The 14925-nt window shown below is 71.5% G+C and carries 19 protein-coding genes; 14 read left to right on the top strand and 5 right to left on the bottom strand.

From position 1 onward, the window contains the following. Positions 1-26: 26 nt before the first annotated feature. From FED44_RS08610 to hxlB, 6 genes are read left to right on the top strand one after another with little or no spacing between them, the layout of a single operon-like run. A complete protein-coding gene (locus tag FED44_RS08610) occupies positions 27-764 on the top strand; it encodes an SDR family NAD(P)-dependent oxidoreductase (protein ID WP_138460334.1) in 738 nt (245 codons plus the stop codon). Continuing rightward, complete coding sequence (locus FED44_RS08605; RefSeq protein ID WP_138460333.1) at positions 745-1602, top strand: FCD domain-containing protein; 858 nt, start codon at positions 745-747, stop codon at positions 1600-1602. Before FED44_RS08610 ends, FED44_RS08605 begins: the two co-directional genes overlap by 20 nt. A 14-nt stretch (positions 1603-1616) precedes the next feature. Then, entirely contained in the window at positions 1617-2009 is a 393-nt protein-coding gene (locus tag FED44_RS08600; protein WP_208758896.1) for a RidA family protein, read from the top strand. Next, the gene (locus tag FED44_RS08595; RefSeq protein ID WP_138460332.1) at positions 2006-3388 is read left to right on the top strand and encodes an amidohydrolase family protein; all 1383 of its coding nucleotides are present in this window, start codon (positions 2006-2008) and stop codon (positions 3386-3388) included. Before FED44_RS08600 ends, FED44_RS08595 begins: the two co-directional genes overlap by 4 nt. Then, entirely contained in the window at positions 3385-4347 is a 963-nt protein-coding gene (locus FED44_RS08590) for a sugar kinase (RefSeq protein WP_138460331.1), read from the top strand. The genes FED44_RS08595 and FED44_RS08590 overlap by 4 nt, the downstream gene beginning before the upstream one ends. Further along, the gene (gene hxlB, locus FED44_RS08585; RefSeq protein WP_138460330.1) at positions 4344-4901 is read left to right on the top strand and encodes a 6-phospho-3-hexuloisomerase; all 558 of its coding nucleotides are present in this window, start codon (positions 4344-4346) and stop codon (positions 4899-4901) included. The genes FED44_RS08590 and hxlB overlap by 4 nt, the downstream gene beginning before the upstream one ends. Positions 4902-4910: 9 nt before the next feature. Here hxlB and FED44_RS08580 read toward each other — a convergent pair whose 3' ends face one another. Further along, entirely contained in the window at positions 4911-5609 is a 699-nt protein-coding gene (locus FED44_RS08580) for a DUF4328 domain-containing protein (RefSeq protein ID WP_167521431.1), read from the bottom strand. Positions 5610-5730: 121 nt separating this feature from the next. Here FED44_RS08580 and FED44_RS08575 point away from each other — a divergent pair, with 121 nt between their 5' ends. After that, complete coding sequence (locus FED44_RS08575) at positions 5731-6543, top strand: alpha/beta fold hydrolase (RefSeq protein ID WP_138460328.1); 813 nt, start codon at positions 5731-5733, stop codon at positions 6541-6543. 8 nt (positions 6544-6551) lie between these two features. On the opposite strand, the gene FED44_RS08570 is transcribed toward FED44_RS08575, so the two are convergent. Then, the gene (locus FED44_RS08570; RefSeq protein WP_138460327.1) at positions 6552-7409 is read right to left on the bottom strand and encodes a helix-turn-helix domain-containing protein; all 858 of its coding nucleotides are present in this window, start codon (positions 7407-7409) and stop codon (positions 6552-6554) included. A 127-nt stretch (positions 7410-7536) separates the two neighbouring features. On the opposite strand from FED44_RS08570, the gene FED44_RS08565 reads away from it, so the two are divergent. Continuing rightward, positions 7537-8292: an SDR family NAD(P)-dependent oxidoreductase gene (locus FED44_RS08565; RefSeq protein ID WP_167521430.1), complete on the top strand. Its 756-nt coding sequence runs from the start codon at positions 7537-7539 to the stop codon at positions 8290-8292. 17 nt (positions 8293-8309) lie between these two features. Here the strand turns inward: FED44_RS08565 and FED44_RS08560 are convergent, their stop codons facing one another. Further along, complete coding sequence (locus FED44_RS08560; RefSeq protein WP_222867917.1) at positions 8310-9839, bottom strand: carboxylesterase/lipase family protein; 1530 nt, start codon at positions 9837-9839, stop codon at positions 8310-8312. Positions 9840-9999: 160 nt separating this feature from the next. On the opposite strand from FED44_RS08560, the gene FED44_RS08555 reads away from it, so the two are divergent. From FED44_RS08555 to FED44_RS37170, 4 genes are all read left to right on the top strand, one after another. After that, complete coding sequence (locus FED44_RS08555) at positions 10000-10401, top strand: type II toxin-antitoxin system HicB family antitoxin (RefSeq protein ID WP_138460324.1); 402 nt, start codon at positions 10000-10002, stop codon at positions 10399-10401. A gap of 109 nt (positions 10402-10510) precedes the next feature. Then, positions 10511-11395, top strand: a complete 885-nt coding sequence (locus FED44_RS08550; RefSeq protein ID WP_138460323.1) for an SDR family oxidoreductase — start codon at positions 10511-10513, stop codon at positions 11393-11395. Positions 11396-11468: 73 nt separating this feature from the next. Continuing rightward, positions 11469-12113: a winged helix-turn-helix transcriptional regulator gene (locus tag FED44_RS37175; protein ID WP_138460322.1), complete on the top strand. Its 645-nt coding sequence runs from the start codon at positions 11469-11471 to the stop codon at positions 12111-12113. Further along, complete coding sequence (locus FED44_RS37170; protein WP_244301797.1) at positions 12110-12616, top strand: DinB family protein; 507 nt, start codon at positions 12110-12112, stop codon at positions 12614-12616. The genes FED44_RS37175 and FED44_RS37170 overlap by 4 nt, the downstream gene beginning before the upstream one ends. A 16-nt stretch (positions 12617-12632) precedes the next feature. On the opposite strand, the gene FED44_RS08535 is transcribed toward FED44_RS37170, so the two are convergent. Together FED44_RS08535 and FED44_RS35700 are read right to left on the bottom strand one after the other, a co-directional pair. Further along, entirely contained in the window at positions 12633-12851 is a 219-nt protein-coding gene (locus FED44_RS08535; RefSeq protein WP_244301796.1) for a hypothetical protein, read from the bottom strand. Positions 12852-12921: 70 nt separating this feature from the next. After that, the gene (locus tag FED44_RS35700; protein ID WP_167521428.1) at positions 12922-13086 is read right to left on the bottom strand and encodes a hypothetical protein; all 165 of its coding nucleotides are present in this window, start codon (positions 13084-13086) and stop codon (positions 12922-12924) included. Between the two features lie 224 nt (positions 13087-13310). On the opposite strand from FED44_RS35700, the gene FED44_RS08530 reads away from it, so the two are divergent. Beyond that, entirely contained in the window at positions 13311-14573 is a 1263-nt protein-coding gene (locus tag FED44_RS08530; protein ID WP_138460320.1) for a helix-turn-helix domain-containing protein, read from the top strand. A gap of 21 nt (positions 14574-14594) precedes the next feature. Further along, the gene (locus FED44_RS08525) at positions 14595-14903 is read left to right on the top strand and encodes a 4a-hydroxytetrahydrobiopterin dehydratase (RefSeq protein ID WP_138460319.1); all 309 of its coding nucleotides are present in this window, start codon (positions 14595-14597) and stop codon (positions 14901-14903) included. The last annotated feature ends 22 nt before the right edge of the window (positions 14904-14925 follow it).

The raw sequence follows: 14925 nt of genomic DNA, 5'->3' as shown, positions 1-14925 counted from the left end.
AACGCGAATTCAACGAGGGGATCGAGATGACGGCCGACCTTGCCGGGAAGGTGGTGGTGGTGACGGGCGCGGCCTCCGGGCTGGGCGCCGCGACCGTCCGCGACGTCCTGGAACGCGGCGGGCGGGTGGTCGCCGTGGACCGGGCGCAGGACGTCAAGGCGCTCGCGGGGGACGGGGTGCTGCCCGTCGTCGCCGACGCCGCCGACGAGCGCCAGGTGCTGGACGCCGTACGCGCGGGGGAGGACACCTTCGGCCTGGTGAACGGCGCGGTCGCCTGCGCGGGGATCACCCGTGCCGGGACGGTCGACTCCATCAGCCTGGACACCTGGAACGAGGTGCTGCGGGTCAACCTGACCTCGGTCTTCCTGCTCGCGAAGGCCGCCGTCCCCGCGATGCGCCGGGCGGGCGGCGGCGCGCTGGTCGCGGTCGCCTCGCAGGTGGGGCTCGTGGGCTACCCGGAGAACGTCGCCTACTGCGCGGCGAAGGCCGGGGTGATCAACCTGGTCCGCGCGATGAGCGTGGACGCCCGCGACAGCGGCGTCCGCGCCGTGGCGGTCTGCCCCGGGCCCGTCGACACCCCGATGCTGCGCGAGGGCTTCGCGCAGACCGGGGAGGGGTACGACCTGGCGGCGTCGCGGGTGCCGCTGGGCCGCGTCGCCCGGCCGGAGGAGATCAGCGCCACGATCTGCTTCCTGCTGTCCGACGCGGCGGCCTTCGTCACCGGCACGGCATGGACGGTCGACGGTGGCTACACAGCGCAGTAACCCCGAGGCCGGCGAGCCCGGCCCGGCGGCCTCCGTCCCCGCCCCTGCCTACGCCTCCGTCCACGCCTCGCTGGAGCCGAGGGCCCTGGAACTGCTCCGGGCCATCGCGAACTCGCCGGAACCGCTCGGCGCGCGGGAGCTCGGCCGCCGCATCGAGGCCGGCAACCGGCCGCTGAGCGAGTCGACGGTGAACCGGCTGCTGCGGCGGCTGGACGAGCAGGGCCTCACCCGTTCCATGGACGGCAGGGGACGGGTCGTGTCGGAGGCCGGGCGGGCGCTCGCGCAGCGGGCCGCGGCCGAGGTCACCTGGCACCAGCAGATCGGCTCCCTGGAGATCCGTACGGTGCAGGACGTGCGCGACCTGCTGGTCGCCCGGCGCGGTGTGGAACGCGAGATCGTCCGGGAGGCGGCGACGTCGGTCTCGGGCGAGGACGTCGAACGCCTGCAGTCGGTCATGGAGGAGTACGAGCGGTCCGTCCACACCGAGGAGCGGCGCCGCGACGTCTCCACAAACTTCCACAAGGCGCTCGCGTCGACGGTGGAGAACACGATGCTCCGCGCCGTCGCCATGGTCATCTTCGATCCCCGCTTCGACATGCTGGAGCACGTCCTCGACATGGTCACCGCCGGGCGCGGCACGACCATGAACTCCGTGCACGAGCACGAGGAGATCATGCGCGCCATCCGGGCCGGCGACCCGGACGCGGCGGAGGCGGCCATGGTCCGCCACATCAACCGCCTCATCGCCGACGCCAGCGCCGTGGTCGCCCCGTCCACGCGCCTGGCGATCGAACTGCTGCTCAAGAACCACAGCCCCGTCATCGGCGGCGGCACATGACCCTGGAGGAATCCGTGACCACTATCACCCCGATCATCACCGACGCCGCGGCGGCGCCGAGCGCGTCCTACTCCCAGGGCATCGTGGCCGGCCGTCTCGTCGTGACGGCGGGACAGGTCGGCCGCGACGCGGTGACCGGCGAACTGCCGGCCACGCTGGCCGGGCAGGTGGAGTCGGCCATCGCCAACCTCAAGGCCGTGCTCGCGGCGGCCGGGCTCGACCTGTCGCACGTGGTGAAGACGACCTGCTTCCTCACCCGGATCGAGGACTTCCCGGAGTTCGACGCCATCTACCGCAAGCACTTCTCCGACCCGCTGCCCGCGCGCAGCACGGTGGGCGTCGTGCTGGCGGGCGACCTGCTGTTCGAGATCGAGGCGTTGGCCGTCAAGCCCGAGGAAGTGGCATGAAGCCCGGTTTCGACCTGCTCATCCGCGGGGGTGAGGTCGTCAACGGCGACGCCAGGGCGGCGCTGGACGTCGGCGTGGCCGGAGGGCGGATCGCCGCCCTCCTCGCGCCGGGTTCATCGGCCGCCGCCGAGCGGGAGATCGACGCGACCGGGCTGCTCGTCATGCCCGGCGGCGTCGACACCCACACCCACGTCGCCTGGCCGTACGACGACACCGTCACGGTGGACGACTGGCACTCGGCGACCCGGGCCGCAGTGCTCGGCGGGACGACCACGATCATGGACTTCGTCCCGCCCGCCGAGGGCGGCCTGGCCGCGCGCTGCCGCGCCCGGGTCGAGGAGGCCGCCGCCGACGCGGTGATCGACTTTGGGTTCCACCCGATCCTCACGGCGTCCGACACCCGCGACGTCGAGGACATCGGCAAGGTCATCGCCGAGGGCTTCACGTCGTTCAAGATGTACACGACGTACGAGGACCGGCGCGTCGACGACGGAGCCGCCTGGACGCTGATGCGGGCAATCGCCGCGAACGGCGGGCTGCCCGGCTTCCACGCCGAGAACCACGAGATCCTCACCAGCGCGCTGGACGACCAGGTCCGCTCCGGCCACCTGGGCCTGGCGGACTATCCCCACAGCCGGCCCGGGCTGGCCGAGGCCGAGACCATCCACATGGTGTCGATGTACGCCCGGCGGCTGAACACGCCGGTCTACATCTTCCACGTCTCCGGCTCCGACGCGCTCGACGCCGTACGCTTCGCGCGCCGCGCCGGGACCGTCGTCCACGCCGAGACCTGCACGCACTACCTCGCGCACGACGAGAGCGTGTTCACCGGCGAGGACGCGTGGCGCTTCGTCATCTCCCCGCCGATCCGCGGCGCGGCCGACCGGCTCGACCTGTGGTCGGGGATCGCGGACGGCACGGTCGTCTCCGTCGGCTCCGACCACTGCGCGTACGACACCTCCGCGAAGCGGGGCTGGGAGCACGACCACCGCCACATTCCGGCGGGCGCCCCTGGCATCGAGGCCCGTACGCCGGTGCTGTGGAACGAGGCCGTGAACGTGCGCGGGCTGGATCCGTGCCAGTTCGTCCAGGTCTCGGCGGAGCGCGCCGCGCGGGCGCTCGGGCTGTTCCCGCGCAAGGGCCGCGTGGCGGTCGGCGCCGACGCCGACCTCGTCCTGTGGGACCCGGCCCGCGCCTGGACCGGCGCCGACCTGCGGCCCGTCTCGCCCGCCACCTTCTCCCTGTACGAGCGGTCGAGCGGCACCGGGCTCGCCCGGCACGTCGTCGCCGGAGGCCGACTGGTGGTCGAGGACGGCGAGTTCGCGGGGGAGAAGGGCGCCGGGCGCTTTCTCGCCCGCGCGCCGATGGCGCGGCCGTGAGCGCCCCCGACGTCGTCACGTACGGCGAGATCATGGGCAACTTCGTGGCCACCGAGGTGGGCCCGCTGGAGAAGGCCACGCTGTTCGAACGGCGGCTCGCGGGCTCGGAGCTGAACGTCGCGGTCGCGCTGGCGCGGCTCGGCCACCGGACCGGATACGTCGGCCGCGTGGGCGACGACCCGCTCGGGGACGCCGCCCGCGCCCGCCTGCGCGAGGAGGGCATCGACGACACGCACGTGCGCGCCGAGGACCACGCGGTCACCGGCATCCAGCTGAAGCAACGCGTGCTCGTCGGGGACCCCCGCTACGTGTACTACCGCCGCGGGTCGGCCGGGTCGCTGCTCGCGCCGTCCCCCGAGACGCTGGCCTACGTGGCGTCGGCCCGGCACCTGCACGCGACCGGCATCCCGCCCGCGCTGTCCGCGACGGCCCGCCGGTTCGCGTACGAGGCGATGGAGGCGGCGCGGGACGCCGGGGCGGGCGTCACCTTCGACCCGAACCTGCGTCCCACCCTCTGGCCGGACCACGGCGAGATGACGCGCCTCGTGGACGACCTGGCCACGCGGGCCGACTGGGTGCTGCCCGGCGTCGCGGAGGGCGAGGCGCTGACCGGGCGGCGCGAGCCGGAGGCCATCGCCGGCCACTACCTGTCGCGGGGAGCGCGCGGGGTTGCCGTCAAGCTCGGCGCGGCGGGGGCCATGCTGTTCACGCCCGAGGGGTCGTGGACCTGCCCGCCGTTCCGGGTCGTCACGGTCGACACCATCGGGGCGGGCGACGGGTTCGCGGCCGGGTTCGTCAGCGGCCTGCTCGACGGTCTCGACGAGGAGCGGCGGCTCCGGCGCGCGTGCGCCGTGGGGGCGCTCGCCACCAGCAACAAGGGCGACAACGAAGGCATGCCCACCCGTGCGGAACTGGACGCTCTCCTCGCGGCGGACCTACCGGTGGAAGGAACGCGATGACCGCGCGCAGTCTCCTCGACGTCGTCCAGTCGGAGGTGGCCGGAGTCCTGGCCGAGGTCGGCCCGGCCACGCTGGAGACGGCCGCCGACCTGCTGGACCACGCGCCGCGGATCTTCGTGGCGGGGGAGGGCCGGTCGGGCTACATGGCCAGGGCGTTCGCCATGCGCCTCGTTCACCTCGGCCGTACGGCGTACTTCGTCGGCGACACCTGCACGCCGTCGACCGGGCCGGGCGACCTGCTCGTCGCCGTCTCCGGGTCCGGCACGACGGCCGCCACCGTACGCGCGGCGCGGGCGGTGACCGACGGCGGCGGGGAAGTCCTCGCGGTCACCACCGCGCCGTCGTCGCCCCTCGCCTCCGGCGCGCGGCACGTCCTGCACGTACCCGCCGCCACCAAGCACCGGCGTGAGGGCGAGGCGGCCACCGTGCAGCCTCTGTCGAGCCTGTTCGACCAGTGCACGCACCTGCTGCTCGACTGCGTCTGCCTGGAGCTCGCCCGGCGGCACGACGTGACAGACGAGCAGGCGAGACAGGCCCACGCGAACACCGAGTGATCCAGGGTTCTAGACGGTGGACGGCATTGGCGCCGGGGCGGTCCTGCGTTCCTCCTGGAAGCGTGTGATCGACAGGACGACCGCGACGGCGAGGGCGGCGGTGACGACGTACGCGGCGTTGACGGCGATGTCGAACAGTGCGGCCTCTCGCATCTCCGGCAGTTCCTCGGCGTTCAGGTACCTGCGGCCCGCTCCCTTGGCGACCCACATGCTGACCAGCCACGTCAGCCACCAGGCCCAGACCAGTCCGGAACGGCGGGCGGTCGCGAGGTTTCCGGTCTCCTCGACGGCGCCGGGCTTCGACGCCGTCCAGATGTCGTCGACGATCTGCTTGGGATACCACCAGCAGAGGATCGGGAAGCCCCATCCGAAGATCAGCCAGGGCCTGGCGCGCCGGTGCGGCCACGGGCTCAGCGTCTCGGCGTTCGTCCGGGCCCGGAAGAGCCAGATCAGGAACACGACCGCGGTGGCGACGTAGACGACGGTCTCCACCAGGCCCGACAGGGCGTAGAGCGTGTCGCTGGCGTCGCCGTCGGCCTGGGAGACGGAGGCGGGTTCGGTCAGGAACCTGTCGATGAGCAGGGCCCGCTGCACGTCGACGGCGGAGGAGAGCACGCTCACCAGGGAGTCGGCGGCCAGCATCACGACGGCCGCCGTCCCCAGGGTTCGTATCGGCCGCAGCGGCACGGGCGGTGCTGTGGGGTACACGGAAGACTCCTCATAGGGGTGAGGAATCATCATTCACCGCCGTACGGACGTGATCACCTGAATTCCCGTTTCGTGATCATTGCTCTCAGTCGGGTTCTGGCGGGCTCCTTAGGGTGTGGTGATGGACGTGAAGATCAGCGGTGTTCCGGTGCACGTCGTGGAGCACGGCGACGGAATGCCGGTTCTGGCGTTGCACGGTGCGGGCGTGGACCATCGGGAGATGGCCGGCGCGCTGGAGCCTGCGTTCCGTGACCGGCCCGGTTATCGGCGCATTTATCCGGACCTGCCGGGAATGGGGCGCACCCCGTTGCCGGACTGGTTCCGTGGCTCCGACGACACCTTCGATGTCGTGCTCGGTCTGGTCGACGCTCTGGTCGGCGACGAGCCTTTCGCGGTCGTGGGCCACTCCTTCGGCGCGTACCTCGCGAGGGCCGTCGCCGACCGGCGCCCTGAGCGGGTCGCGGGACTGGCGCTGGTCTGTCCCATTGGCGAGGAGATACGCGACGTGCCCGCGCACGCGGTGCTGCACGGCTCGACCGGCGTGGCCGACGCGCTGAGCCCGGACGAGCAGGCCCAGTTCCGCGATTACTTCGTGGTGCATACGCCCGCCATGGTGGAGCGGTTCCGGGAGTACGTGGCTCCGGCCCTGCCCCTCGTCGACGGCGACGGCCTGGAGCGGATCTCCGACCGATGGCGGCTGAGCGACGCCGCCGCGGACGCGGCACCGTACCCCGGCCCGGCGCTGATCCTCGCGGGGCGCCAGGACTCCACGGTGGGGTACGCCGGTCCGTGGGAGCTGGTGGCGCGGTATCCGCGTGCCACTTTCGCCGTCCTGGACCGGGCCGGTCACGCGCTGCCGCACGAGCAGCTCGGCCTGTTCACCGCCCTCGTCGCCGAATGGCTCGACCGGGTGGACGAGCACCGTACGGCGTGACGCCGGTCTCAGCCGCCGACGGCGCGGAGGGCTCCAGGGTGCCGGCCGGTGAGCCGGTCGAGCCTCGCGGCGGTGGCGTCGTCGGCGGGGAGATAGGCGATCAGGAGCTGGCTGTCGTCGTCGGACAGGCCGAGGGTCTCGTAGGACAGCCGCAGTTCGCCCTCCTGCGGATGCGTCAGCCGTTCGACGCCGGTGCGGTTCGGGCTAAATGGGGCCTTCAACCGATCGGTGAAGGGGGCGCCCACCGCCAGGGTCAGCTCGTCGACGAGATGGCCGACGTGTGGGTCCTCCTGGCGAAGGCCCAGGCCGAGGTTGGCGATCCGCTCGTCAGCCACCCGTTCCCACTCCGGATAGGCGGCCCTGGCCCTCGGGTCGGCGAACAGGTAGCGCAGCAGGTTGGCCGGCCGATGGTCCAGCAGCCCGATGGGGCCGGTGAGCCGCTCGTAGCCGTCCGTGTGGGCGAGCACGTCACCAAGCCGGTTGATGACCAGTGCGGGGGCGGGTTCGAGCCGGTCGAGCAGCGCCCGGACGGTGGGACGCACCGACTGCGCGGGCGGCCTCTGGCACACGCCGACCAGTCGGCCCGCGCCGTCGGCCGCCTTGTAGTGGTTCAGCAGGCGGAGGCGCTCGTCGGCGGACAGGCGCAACGCGTCGGCGAGAGCGGCGAGCACGGGCATCGAGGGGTGACGATCCCGCCCCTGCTCAAGCCGGGTCAGGTATTCGACACTGATCCCGGCGAGCGCGGCCAGTTCGGAACGGCGCAGGCCCGGGGTACGGCGCCGGCCGCCGCCGGGTAGCCCGACCTCGGCCGGGGTGACGGCCTCGCGGTGGGCCCGAAGGAACTCGCCCAGAGTGTTGTCGCTCACGATTCGCAGGCTACCGAGCGACCTCGTCTCCGATCGTGGCCCTGCCGGGGCCAGCCTCGGCCCGGCCTCCCTTCGATGGTCGCCGCCGCCGGATCCTTGGGTTTCCACTGTGATGAGGAGCGTCGAAATGGATCTGGGACTCACCGGCCGTACGGTCATCGTGACGGGAGCCTCCGGCGGCATCGGCCGCGAGATCGCTCGCGGGTTCGTCGCGGAAGGGGCCGACGTCGTGCTCACCTATCACCACTCCCAGGAGGGCGCGGAGCGGCTCGCCAAGGAGATCGGCGGACGCTCGCTCGTCGCGCCGTACGAGCTGGACGACGACGAAGCGGCCCGCACTCTTGCCGAGACCGTGATCGAGTGGTCCGGCCGGATCGACGTGCTGGTCAACAACGCGGTGCACTGGGGCGCCACCGAACCGGATGGAGACCTCTCGTTCGAGGCCGTGTCCGACGAGAGGTGGCAGAAGACGATCCGGGCCAACGTCGAGGGCGCGCTCCGGCTCACCCGGGCGGTCGTCCCGTCCATGCGGGAGCGCCGATGGGGCCGGCTGGTGCACATCTCCTCTGCCATCGCGGTGGACGGCATGGCCGGTGGTGAGTACTACGGCGCGGCAAAGGCGGCACTGCACGGTTTCAGCAGGTCCGCCGCGTTCGGGCTCGGCAAGGACGGTGACATCCTGTCCAACGTCGTCATGCCCGGCCTCACCAGGACGGAGACCAACGGCACGATCGTCGAGCAGGCGGGCGGGCACTACAGCGCGCTGGCTCCGATCGGCCGCCTGCTCGACGCCGCCGAGGTCGCGAGCGCCGTCGTCTACCTGGGCTCCGCCGCCAACACCGGCATCACCGGACAGGCCGTCAAGGTCACCGGCGGAGCGTGAGTGCGGCCGCTCGTCCCCTACGGCGCGAGCAGCGGGAGCGCCGCGAAGGCGTGGTCCTGCCACAGCAGCCGCGAGGCCTCCTCCGGGTAGGCGGTGACCGTCGACGGAGTGTCGAAGAGTTGGGTCAGGCGGCGCTCGGCGTCGTACGGAGGCCAGCCCGGGTCGCCGTGCGCGGCGAAGGCCGTCCACGCCGTACGGAACCGTGCGGACAGCTCCTCCGCCGCCGGGGAGGGAGGGTCGCCGATCAGCATGGCGGGCTGTCCGCTGCTCAGGTTGCCGAACACGAGCGGCACGTCCAGGCCGTGGCAGGCGCCGAGGGCGCCACCCAGCCCCGGGGCGGGCCACGTCAGTTCGTAGAGGTGGGCCTGTCCGCCCCCGGCGATCTGCGCGTCGGCGAGGTGGAGGCTCGGCATGCGGAACAGCCAGTCGGCGTTGACCAGTTCGTACAGCTCCTCGTCGTCGGCGGCGGGGAACGCCTCCCGGTAGCGGCGCGTGCCGTCCGGGCCGGGAGCGAGCATGCGCAGGGCGGTCTCGGTCTGCTCGGATGTGACCTGGCCGAGGACGCCGTCGATCAGGCTGAACAGCCGGTGCTCGTCACGGGTGTGCCCGACGAGAAGCTCGACGTCCCGGGCGGCGCCGTCGGCCAGCGCCTGCCACGGCGTCGCCGGCAGGACGTCGCCGTCGACGACCGGAGCGAACGGGATCGGCCGATGGGTGATCTGCCCCCAGCGCTCCCGCCACCGAGTTATCTTCGCCGAGATCGCGTCGCCCGCGGCGGGCAGCCGGGCCGGGTCCACCGCCGACAGGCCGGACACCGTCGGCCGTACGCCCAGCTCGGCGGCGCAGGCGGCGGCGACGTCGGCGGCCAGCTCGGGGGAGAAGAACGTGCCCGGCACACTCTGCGCGACCGCCCGGCGGAAGAGCCCGGCGGCGCGCGGCATGGCGAGCAGCGCGGCGACCGATCCGCCGCCCGCCGACTCCCCGAAGACCGTGACCCGCCGCGGGTCGCCGCCGAACGCCCGGATGTCGTCCCGCACCCATTGGAGGGCCGCGACCTGGTCGAGCAGCCCCCGGTTGGCCGGGGCTCCGTCGATCAACGCGAAACCCTCGATGCCGAGCCGGTAGTTGAGGGTCACGACCACGGTTCCGCTGGCGGCCAGGTGCCCGGCGTCGTACTCCGGAAGGCCGGAGTCGCCCGAGACGTAACCACCGCCGGGAATCCACACCATCACCGGGAGTCCCGCCACCGGATCCGGCTCCGGCGTCCACACGTTGACCGTCAGCCAGTCGTCGCCGGCGGTGTCCTGTGGCCCTCCTAGCAGGCTGGACTGCGGGGGCGGCGAGCCGTACGCGACCGCTGGGCGCACGCCGTCCCAGCCGCGCACCGGCCGCGGCGCGGCGAACCGCAGGGCCCCGACCGGCGGCTCGGCGTACGGGATGCCGCGGAAGACCGCCAGGCCCGCCTCCCGGCCGCCGCGCAGGACACCGGCCGCCGTACGGACTTCCGGCTCGGACGCGTACGGGCTGCCAGGCGCGGTCACGGCCACTTCGCGGTCTCCTCTCCGTCCCTGCCCGGCCGAGCATCCCAACGCGCCCCACCCACCGGCAAACCATTTTGGAGAGCCCCCATGAGCCTGAAACCCACTCCGGCGTGGGCTTTCGTCGGATAGGCAAGTGCTTGATGCTGACGCTGAAGAGGGGACTGGCATGGGAGCGCATCTCGCTGGCTACAGGGAGGCCCTGGCCAGGCTCGGGGAGCTTCTTGACGCGGCCGAGCGGGGCCGGAGCGCGACCGTGCGCTGTGGTGATCGGACCGTAGCCGTGGTGGACCGACACGCCCTCGCTCGCATCTATCCGTCCAAGGTCCAGGTAGTGGCCGAGGAAAGTGGATGGTCGGCCTTCATCCCCGGCCTCCCGGTCGCGGCGGACGGATCGACGTTCGACGAGGCGATCGGCGAACTGCTCGACGCACTTCGGGAGTACGCCGAGGACTGGCAGGATCACCTGTCCGATGCCCCCGACCACCGGGACAACTGGGGCCTGATGCAGATGATCTGCCTGAGCAGCGATGCGCAGCTACGGCAGTGGCTGGTCGGGGTGTCTCCCTGACATAGCCATAGCCAGCCCATGAGGATCACGAGCACTACCGGCTCGTGACGCTACGTGTCTGGTATGAATTACTTGTTTTTCTGTAGTTAGAAGTACTACGGTCGTATCCATGATGCTTGTCACCGGGGCGACGGGGCTCAGTGGGTCGATCGTCGTCAGGGAGTTCGCGCGGCAGGACGTTCCGGTCCGAGCGCTGGTCAGAGACCCGGGCAAGGCCCGGAAGCTGCACGGACTGCCCGGGGTGGATGTGGTCGAGGGGGACATGCTGCGCCCCGAGACCCTGACGGCCGCTCTGCGCGGCGTGGAGCGCGTGCTCCTGATCTCCTCGCCGAGGGAGCGGATGGTGGAGACGCAGTGCGCGTTCATCGACGCGGCCAGGGCCGCGGGCGTGCCGCACATCGTGAAGTACTCCGGCAAGGAGTCCGGTGTCGGGTTCGACCCCGGCAGCTTCACCGGGACGCGTGAGCACCTGGAGATCGAGCGCCACCTGGAGGCGTCCGGCCTGGCTTGGACCCACCTGCGCCCGAGCCAGTTCATGGAGTTTTACCTGCCCGGCACCTCCACGGGAGTGGATTCGCGCCGCCGGGAGCTGCGCATGTCCATCGGCGACAGCAGGCTGTCGCCCGTCGCCATCGAGGACGTCGCCAGGGTCGCGGTCGCGCTGATGACCTCCGCCGGCCACGAGGGCAGGGCGTACGACATGACCGGCCCGGAGGCGCTGACGATGAAGGAGATCGTCGAGCACATCACAGAGGCGACGGGAACCGCCTTCCGCCATGTGGAGCTGCCCCTGGACGACAAGCTGCGCGAGTGGACAGAGGCGGGGACGCCCGAGCCGTCCGTATGGATCCTGCGCGAGCTGCTGGCCGAACGGAAGCGGCGCCCCGAGTCCCATGTTCGGCTGGAGACCCATCGGGCCTTCGGGGTGCGGCCCACGAGCTTCGCCGAGTTCGCCCGACGCCACGCGGCGGCCTTCCTCGGGCACCGGCGGTAGCGGACCGGCGCCCCGATCGGCACCGGACTACGGGAAAGCAAGCGTCCGCTCCGGGATGAGTAGGATGAGCGACGTGACCACGGCACGCACGTACGGCGATCCCTGTGCCGCCGCGCGCGCTCTCGACCTGCTCGGCGAGCGCTGGGCCTTGATGGTCGTCCGGGATCTGCTCTTCGGCCCCAAGCGCTACAGCGACCTGCAGAGCGGCCTGCCCAACGCCAGTCCCACCGTGCTCTCGCAGCGGCTGCGCGATCTGGAGGAGGGCGGGGTGATCCGGCGGCGCAAGCTGGGCCCGCCGGCTCGCGCGTGGGTCTACGAGCTCACCGAGTGGGGCCACGAACTGGAGCCGATCCTCGTCCACCTGGGCCGATGGGGCCGTCACTCTCCCCCGAAGGAGACGACGGCACCCCTGGGAACCGATTCCCTGATGCTCGCGATGAAGAGTCACCTCGATGCCGCCCGGCTGGGCGACCTCGACGCCACGTTCCTTGTCGACGTCGGAGAAGACGTCTTCACCCTCCGCGTGTCCGGCGGCGAACTCGCGATCCGGCGGGGCGAGCCCGACCGGTGGGACGCGGCCCTGCGGACCGAGCCCGCCGTCCTCAAGGCCCTGGTCATCGACGGGACGCCGCCCGGCCAGGCCGGGGCGGAGATCACCGGCGACCACGCGGCCCTTCAGCGGCTGCTGGACGCCCTTCATCCGGGAGATCGAACGTGAGCGTGTCATCGGCGTCGAGTGAGATTTCGTCCCTCCTCGGTTATCTGGACTGGAAGCGGCGGCACGTCCTCGACATGGTGGACGGCCTGGACGAGGCCGACCTCCGGCGCCCGGTGCTTCCGTCCGCGTGGACCCCGGCCGGCCTCGTCCGCCATCTCGCCATCGACGTCGAGCGCTTCTGGTTCCGCGCCGTCTTCGGCGGCGATCCCGACGCCGTGGCCTCGCTCGCCACCCCGGCGGACGCATGGCAGGTGCCCGGCGACCGGCCCGCCTCGGAGGTGTTCGACCTCTACCGCGAGGAGACGGCGCGCGCCGACGAGGTGATCGCCTCCAGTGCCCCGGACCAGGCGCCGCGCTGGTGGCCGGACTACCGCGACGACGAGCCGCCAAGCGACCTGCGTGAGGCGATCCTCCATGTCCTCGTCGAGACGGCGACGCACGCCGGCCACCTCGACGCGGTCCGCGAACTGATCGACGGCAAACAGTTCCTCGTCCTGGACTGACCGCCCCGCGAGGGTTCTATCGAGCGCGGCCGAGCAGCAGTTCCATCCACAGTGGGCGCATCCGCGCGTACGGCAGGCGTTCGGTCTCGCGGATCTCCGGCCGACCGTCGCTCCGGTCCGTACGGCGGACGAACAGCAGCCCGCCGGAGGCACACAGTTCGTACGCCAGCGGCGAGCATTCATCGCAGGTGTGGGCGACGACCCGGACAGAGACACTGCGCCGGGTCTCGCACATCCACCGGATCACAACGTGGCCGGGCTGCTCGGGAGCCACGTGCAACCCCGGACAGGCGTCCAGGAGTTCGTCACCCGGCCGACGCAATGTCGGCCAGGCTCTCCTGCTCGGCGATGACCCGGCAGAGCTCGGTCAGGTCGTCGCCGTCGACCGTCCGGGCGGCGCCCGCCGCCTCGGCCGCCGGGGAGAACGGCCGCTCACGAGTCGCCCAGAATCGTCCGCGATCGCTCGTCATGAGTCGCCAGCCCCCGGCTGACGCGGTGGTTTTCCTGTCTGGCACGGCTCTGACCTCGGTTCCTGGTCGGGGGCCCTCGTACGGCGTGCCGCCGTCCGGCGGGCTCGAAATCTTTTACGCTTCACCTGCCATGACAGCGCTGGGTAACCTCCCCGGCACAGGTGCGGATGAGGGAAACTGAGGGTCGCCAGGATCACCCCCGGATCCGAGCAGAGGTGCGTTCGATGAGCGATGACCTTCCCGCGTGGGCCGTACGGCTGCGGGCCGAGCGGCGTAACCGGCTGTGGAGCCAGCGCGAGATGGCCCGCCGTCTGGTGGAGGCAGCCGACGAGGACATCCGGCCGCGATTGCCGTCCAGGGAGACGATGGTGCGCCGCATCAAGGCGTACGAGGCCGGGCACAACCGGCCCGGCGACCCCTACCGCGTGCTGTACGCCCGAGCCTTCGCGCTCACCGAGGCCGACCTGTTCGGCGAGAACCGTGGTTCCCGTGTAGCAGGCGAAGGTTGCGGCGTCGCGGGGTCGCGTCAGTGCATCGCGGCGCGATACGACATTCTCATGGACCCGGCAGACGCCGACGTACCCCATCACGGTTCCGTAGCCCCGGAGGTCGTCATGTACTTCCTCGAACAGCTTCCCGGCCACTACAAGGCGGACATGTGGCTCGGCCCCCGCCACCTCATCCCGACCGTCGCGACGCAGGCGGAGCTCATCAGGGAGCTCGCGCAAGCCGCCGACGCGCCCGTACGCCGCGGCCTTCTGGGAGCCGGCGTCGCATATGCGGCACTGCTCGGCTGGTTGTACCAGGACGCCGGTGACCTGGGTCGTGCCAGAGCATGGCGGACCGTCGCCCTCGACATGGCGCATCGTTCGCAGGACCTGCAGCTCATCAGCTACGCGCTCACCAATAAGGCGATGCTCGCGGTCGATCTCGACGACGGCCGTACGGTCGTGGACTACACGGAGGCGGCCCTCGCCGACGAGGCCAAGCTGTGCCCGAAGGTACGGATCCTCGCGCTGGTCCACCAGGCGCACGGACATTCGATGCTGCCCGCCAAGGACAAGGATCTCGTCGACCGGTTGTTGGACCGGGCGGCGGTGCTCGTCGACCGGGTCGACGACGAATACCCCTGGGGCAACGCCTGCCGTCGCACTCTCGGATACATCGACGTCCAGCGAGCGACCGCCTATCTGCGACTGGGCGCGTATCGCGAGGCTGTTGCCCTGTGGGATCGGATTCTCGGCACCGCCCCGGAATCGGCGCGCCGCGACAACGGCGTGTTCTGGGCCCGCCAGGCCGCCGCTCTGGCCGCCGTCCCTGAGCCGGAACGCGTCGTCCAGATCGCGTCAGCCGCCGCGTCCGTCGTCGGTGGGACCGGGTCGGCCCGGTTGCGCAAGGAGATCAAGGCCGTCTCGCGGTATGCGACCGCCTGGGCCGGCACTGGTCCCGGCCGCGAACTGGCCGATATCGTCGCGCAGATCGCCTGACCTCATGACTTGGAGACGTGGATGCTCCCTGAGCCGCTGTCAGAAGAGGAGATAGCCGCTCACCTGAGCGAGTTGCCCGGCTGGGAACGCGAGGGTGAGAGCATCGCCCGCACGTTCGCGCACACGTACCACGAGTGCGTTCACCTGGCTATGTACGTCGCCGCCAAGGCTCGGGAAATCGGCCACCATCCTGACATCCACATCACGTGGCAGCGCATCCGCTTCGTGATCACCACCCACGACGCCGGCAACCGCCTAACCGCCAAGGACTTCGAACTCGCCCGCCACATCGACATGATCGCCCCAGGTCACGGCGCTCTAGCCGTCTGATGCCGTTTCCGGGATAATGCGC

Origin of the sequence: Microbispora triticiradicis (genome assembly GCF_005864065.1) — a bacterium.
In the GTDB taxonomy this organism is placed as follows: domain Bacteria; phylum Actinomycetota; class Actinomycetes; order Streptosporangiales; family Streptosporangiaceae; genus Microbispora; species Microbispora triticiradicis.
This window is presented reverse-complemented; position numbering and strand designations above follow the sequence as displayed.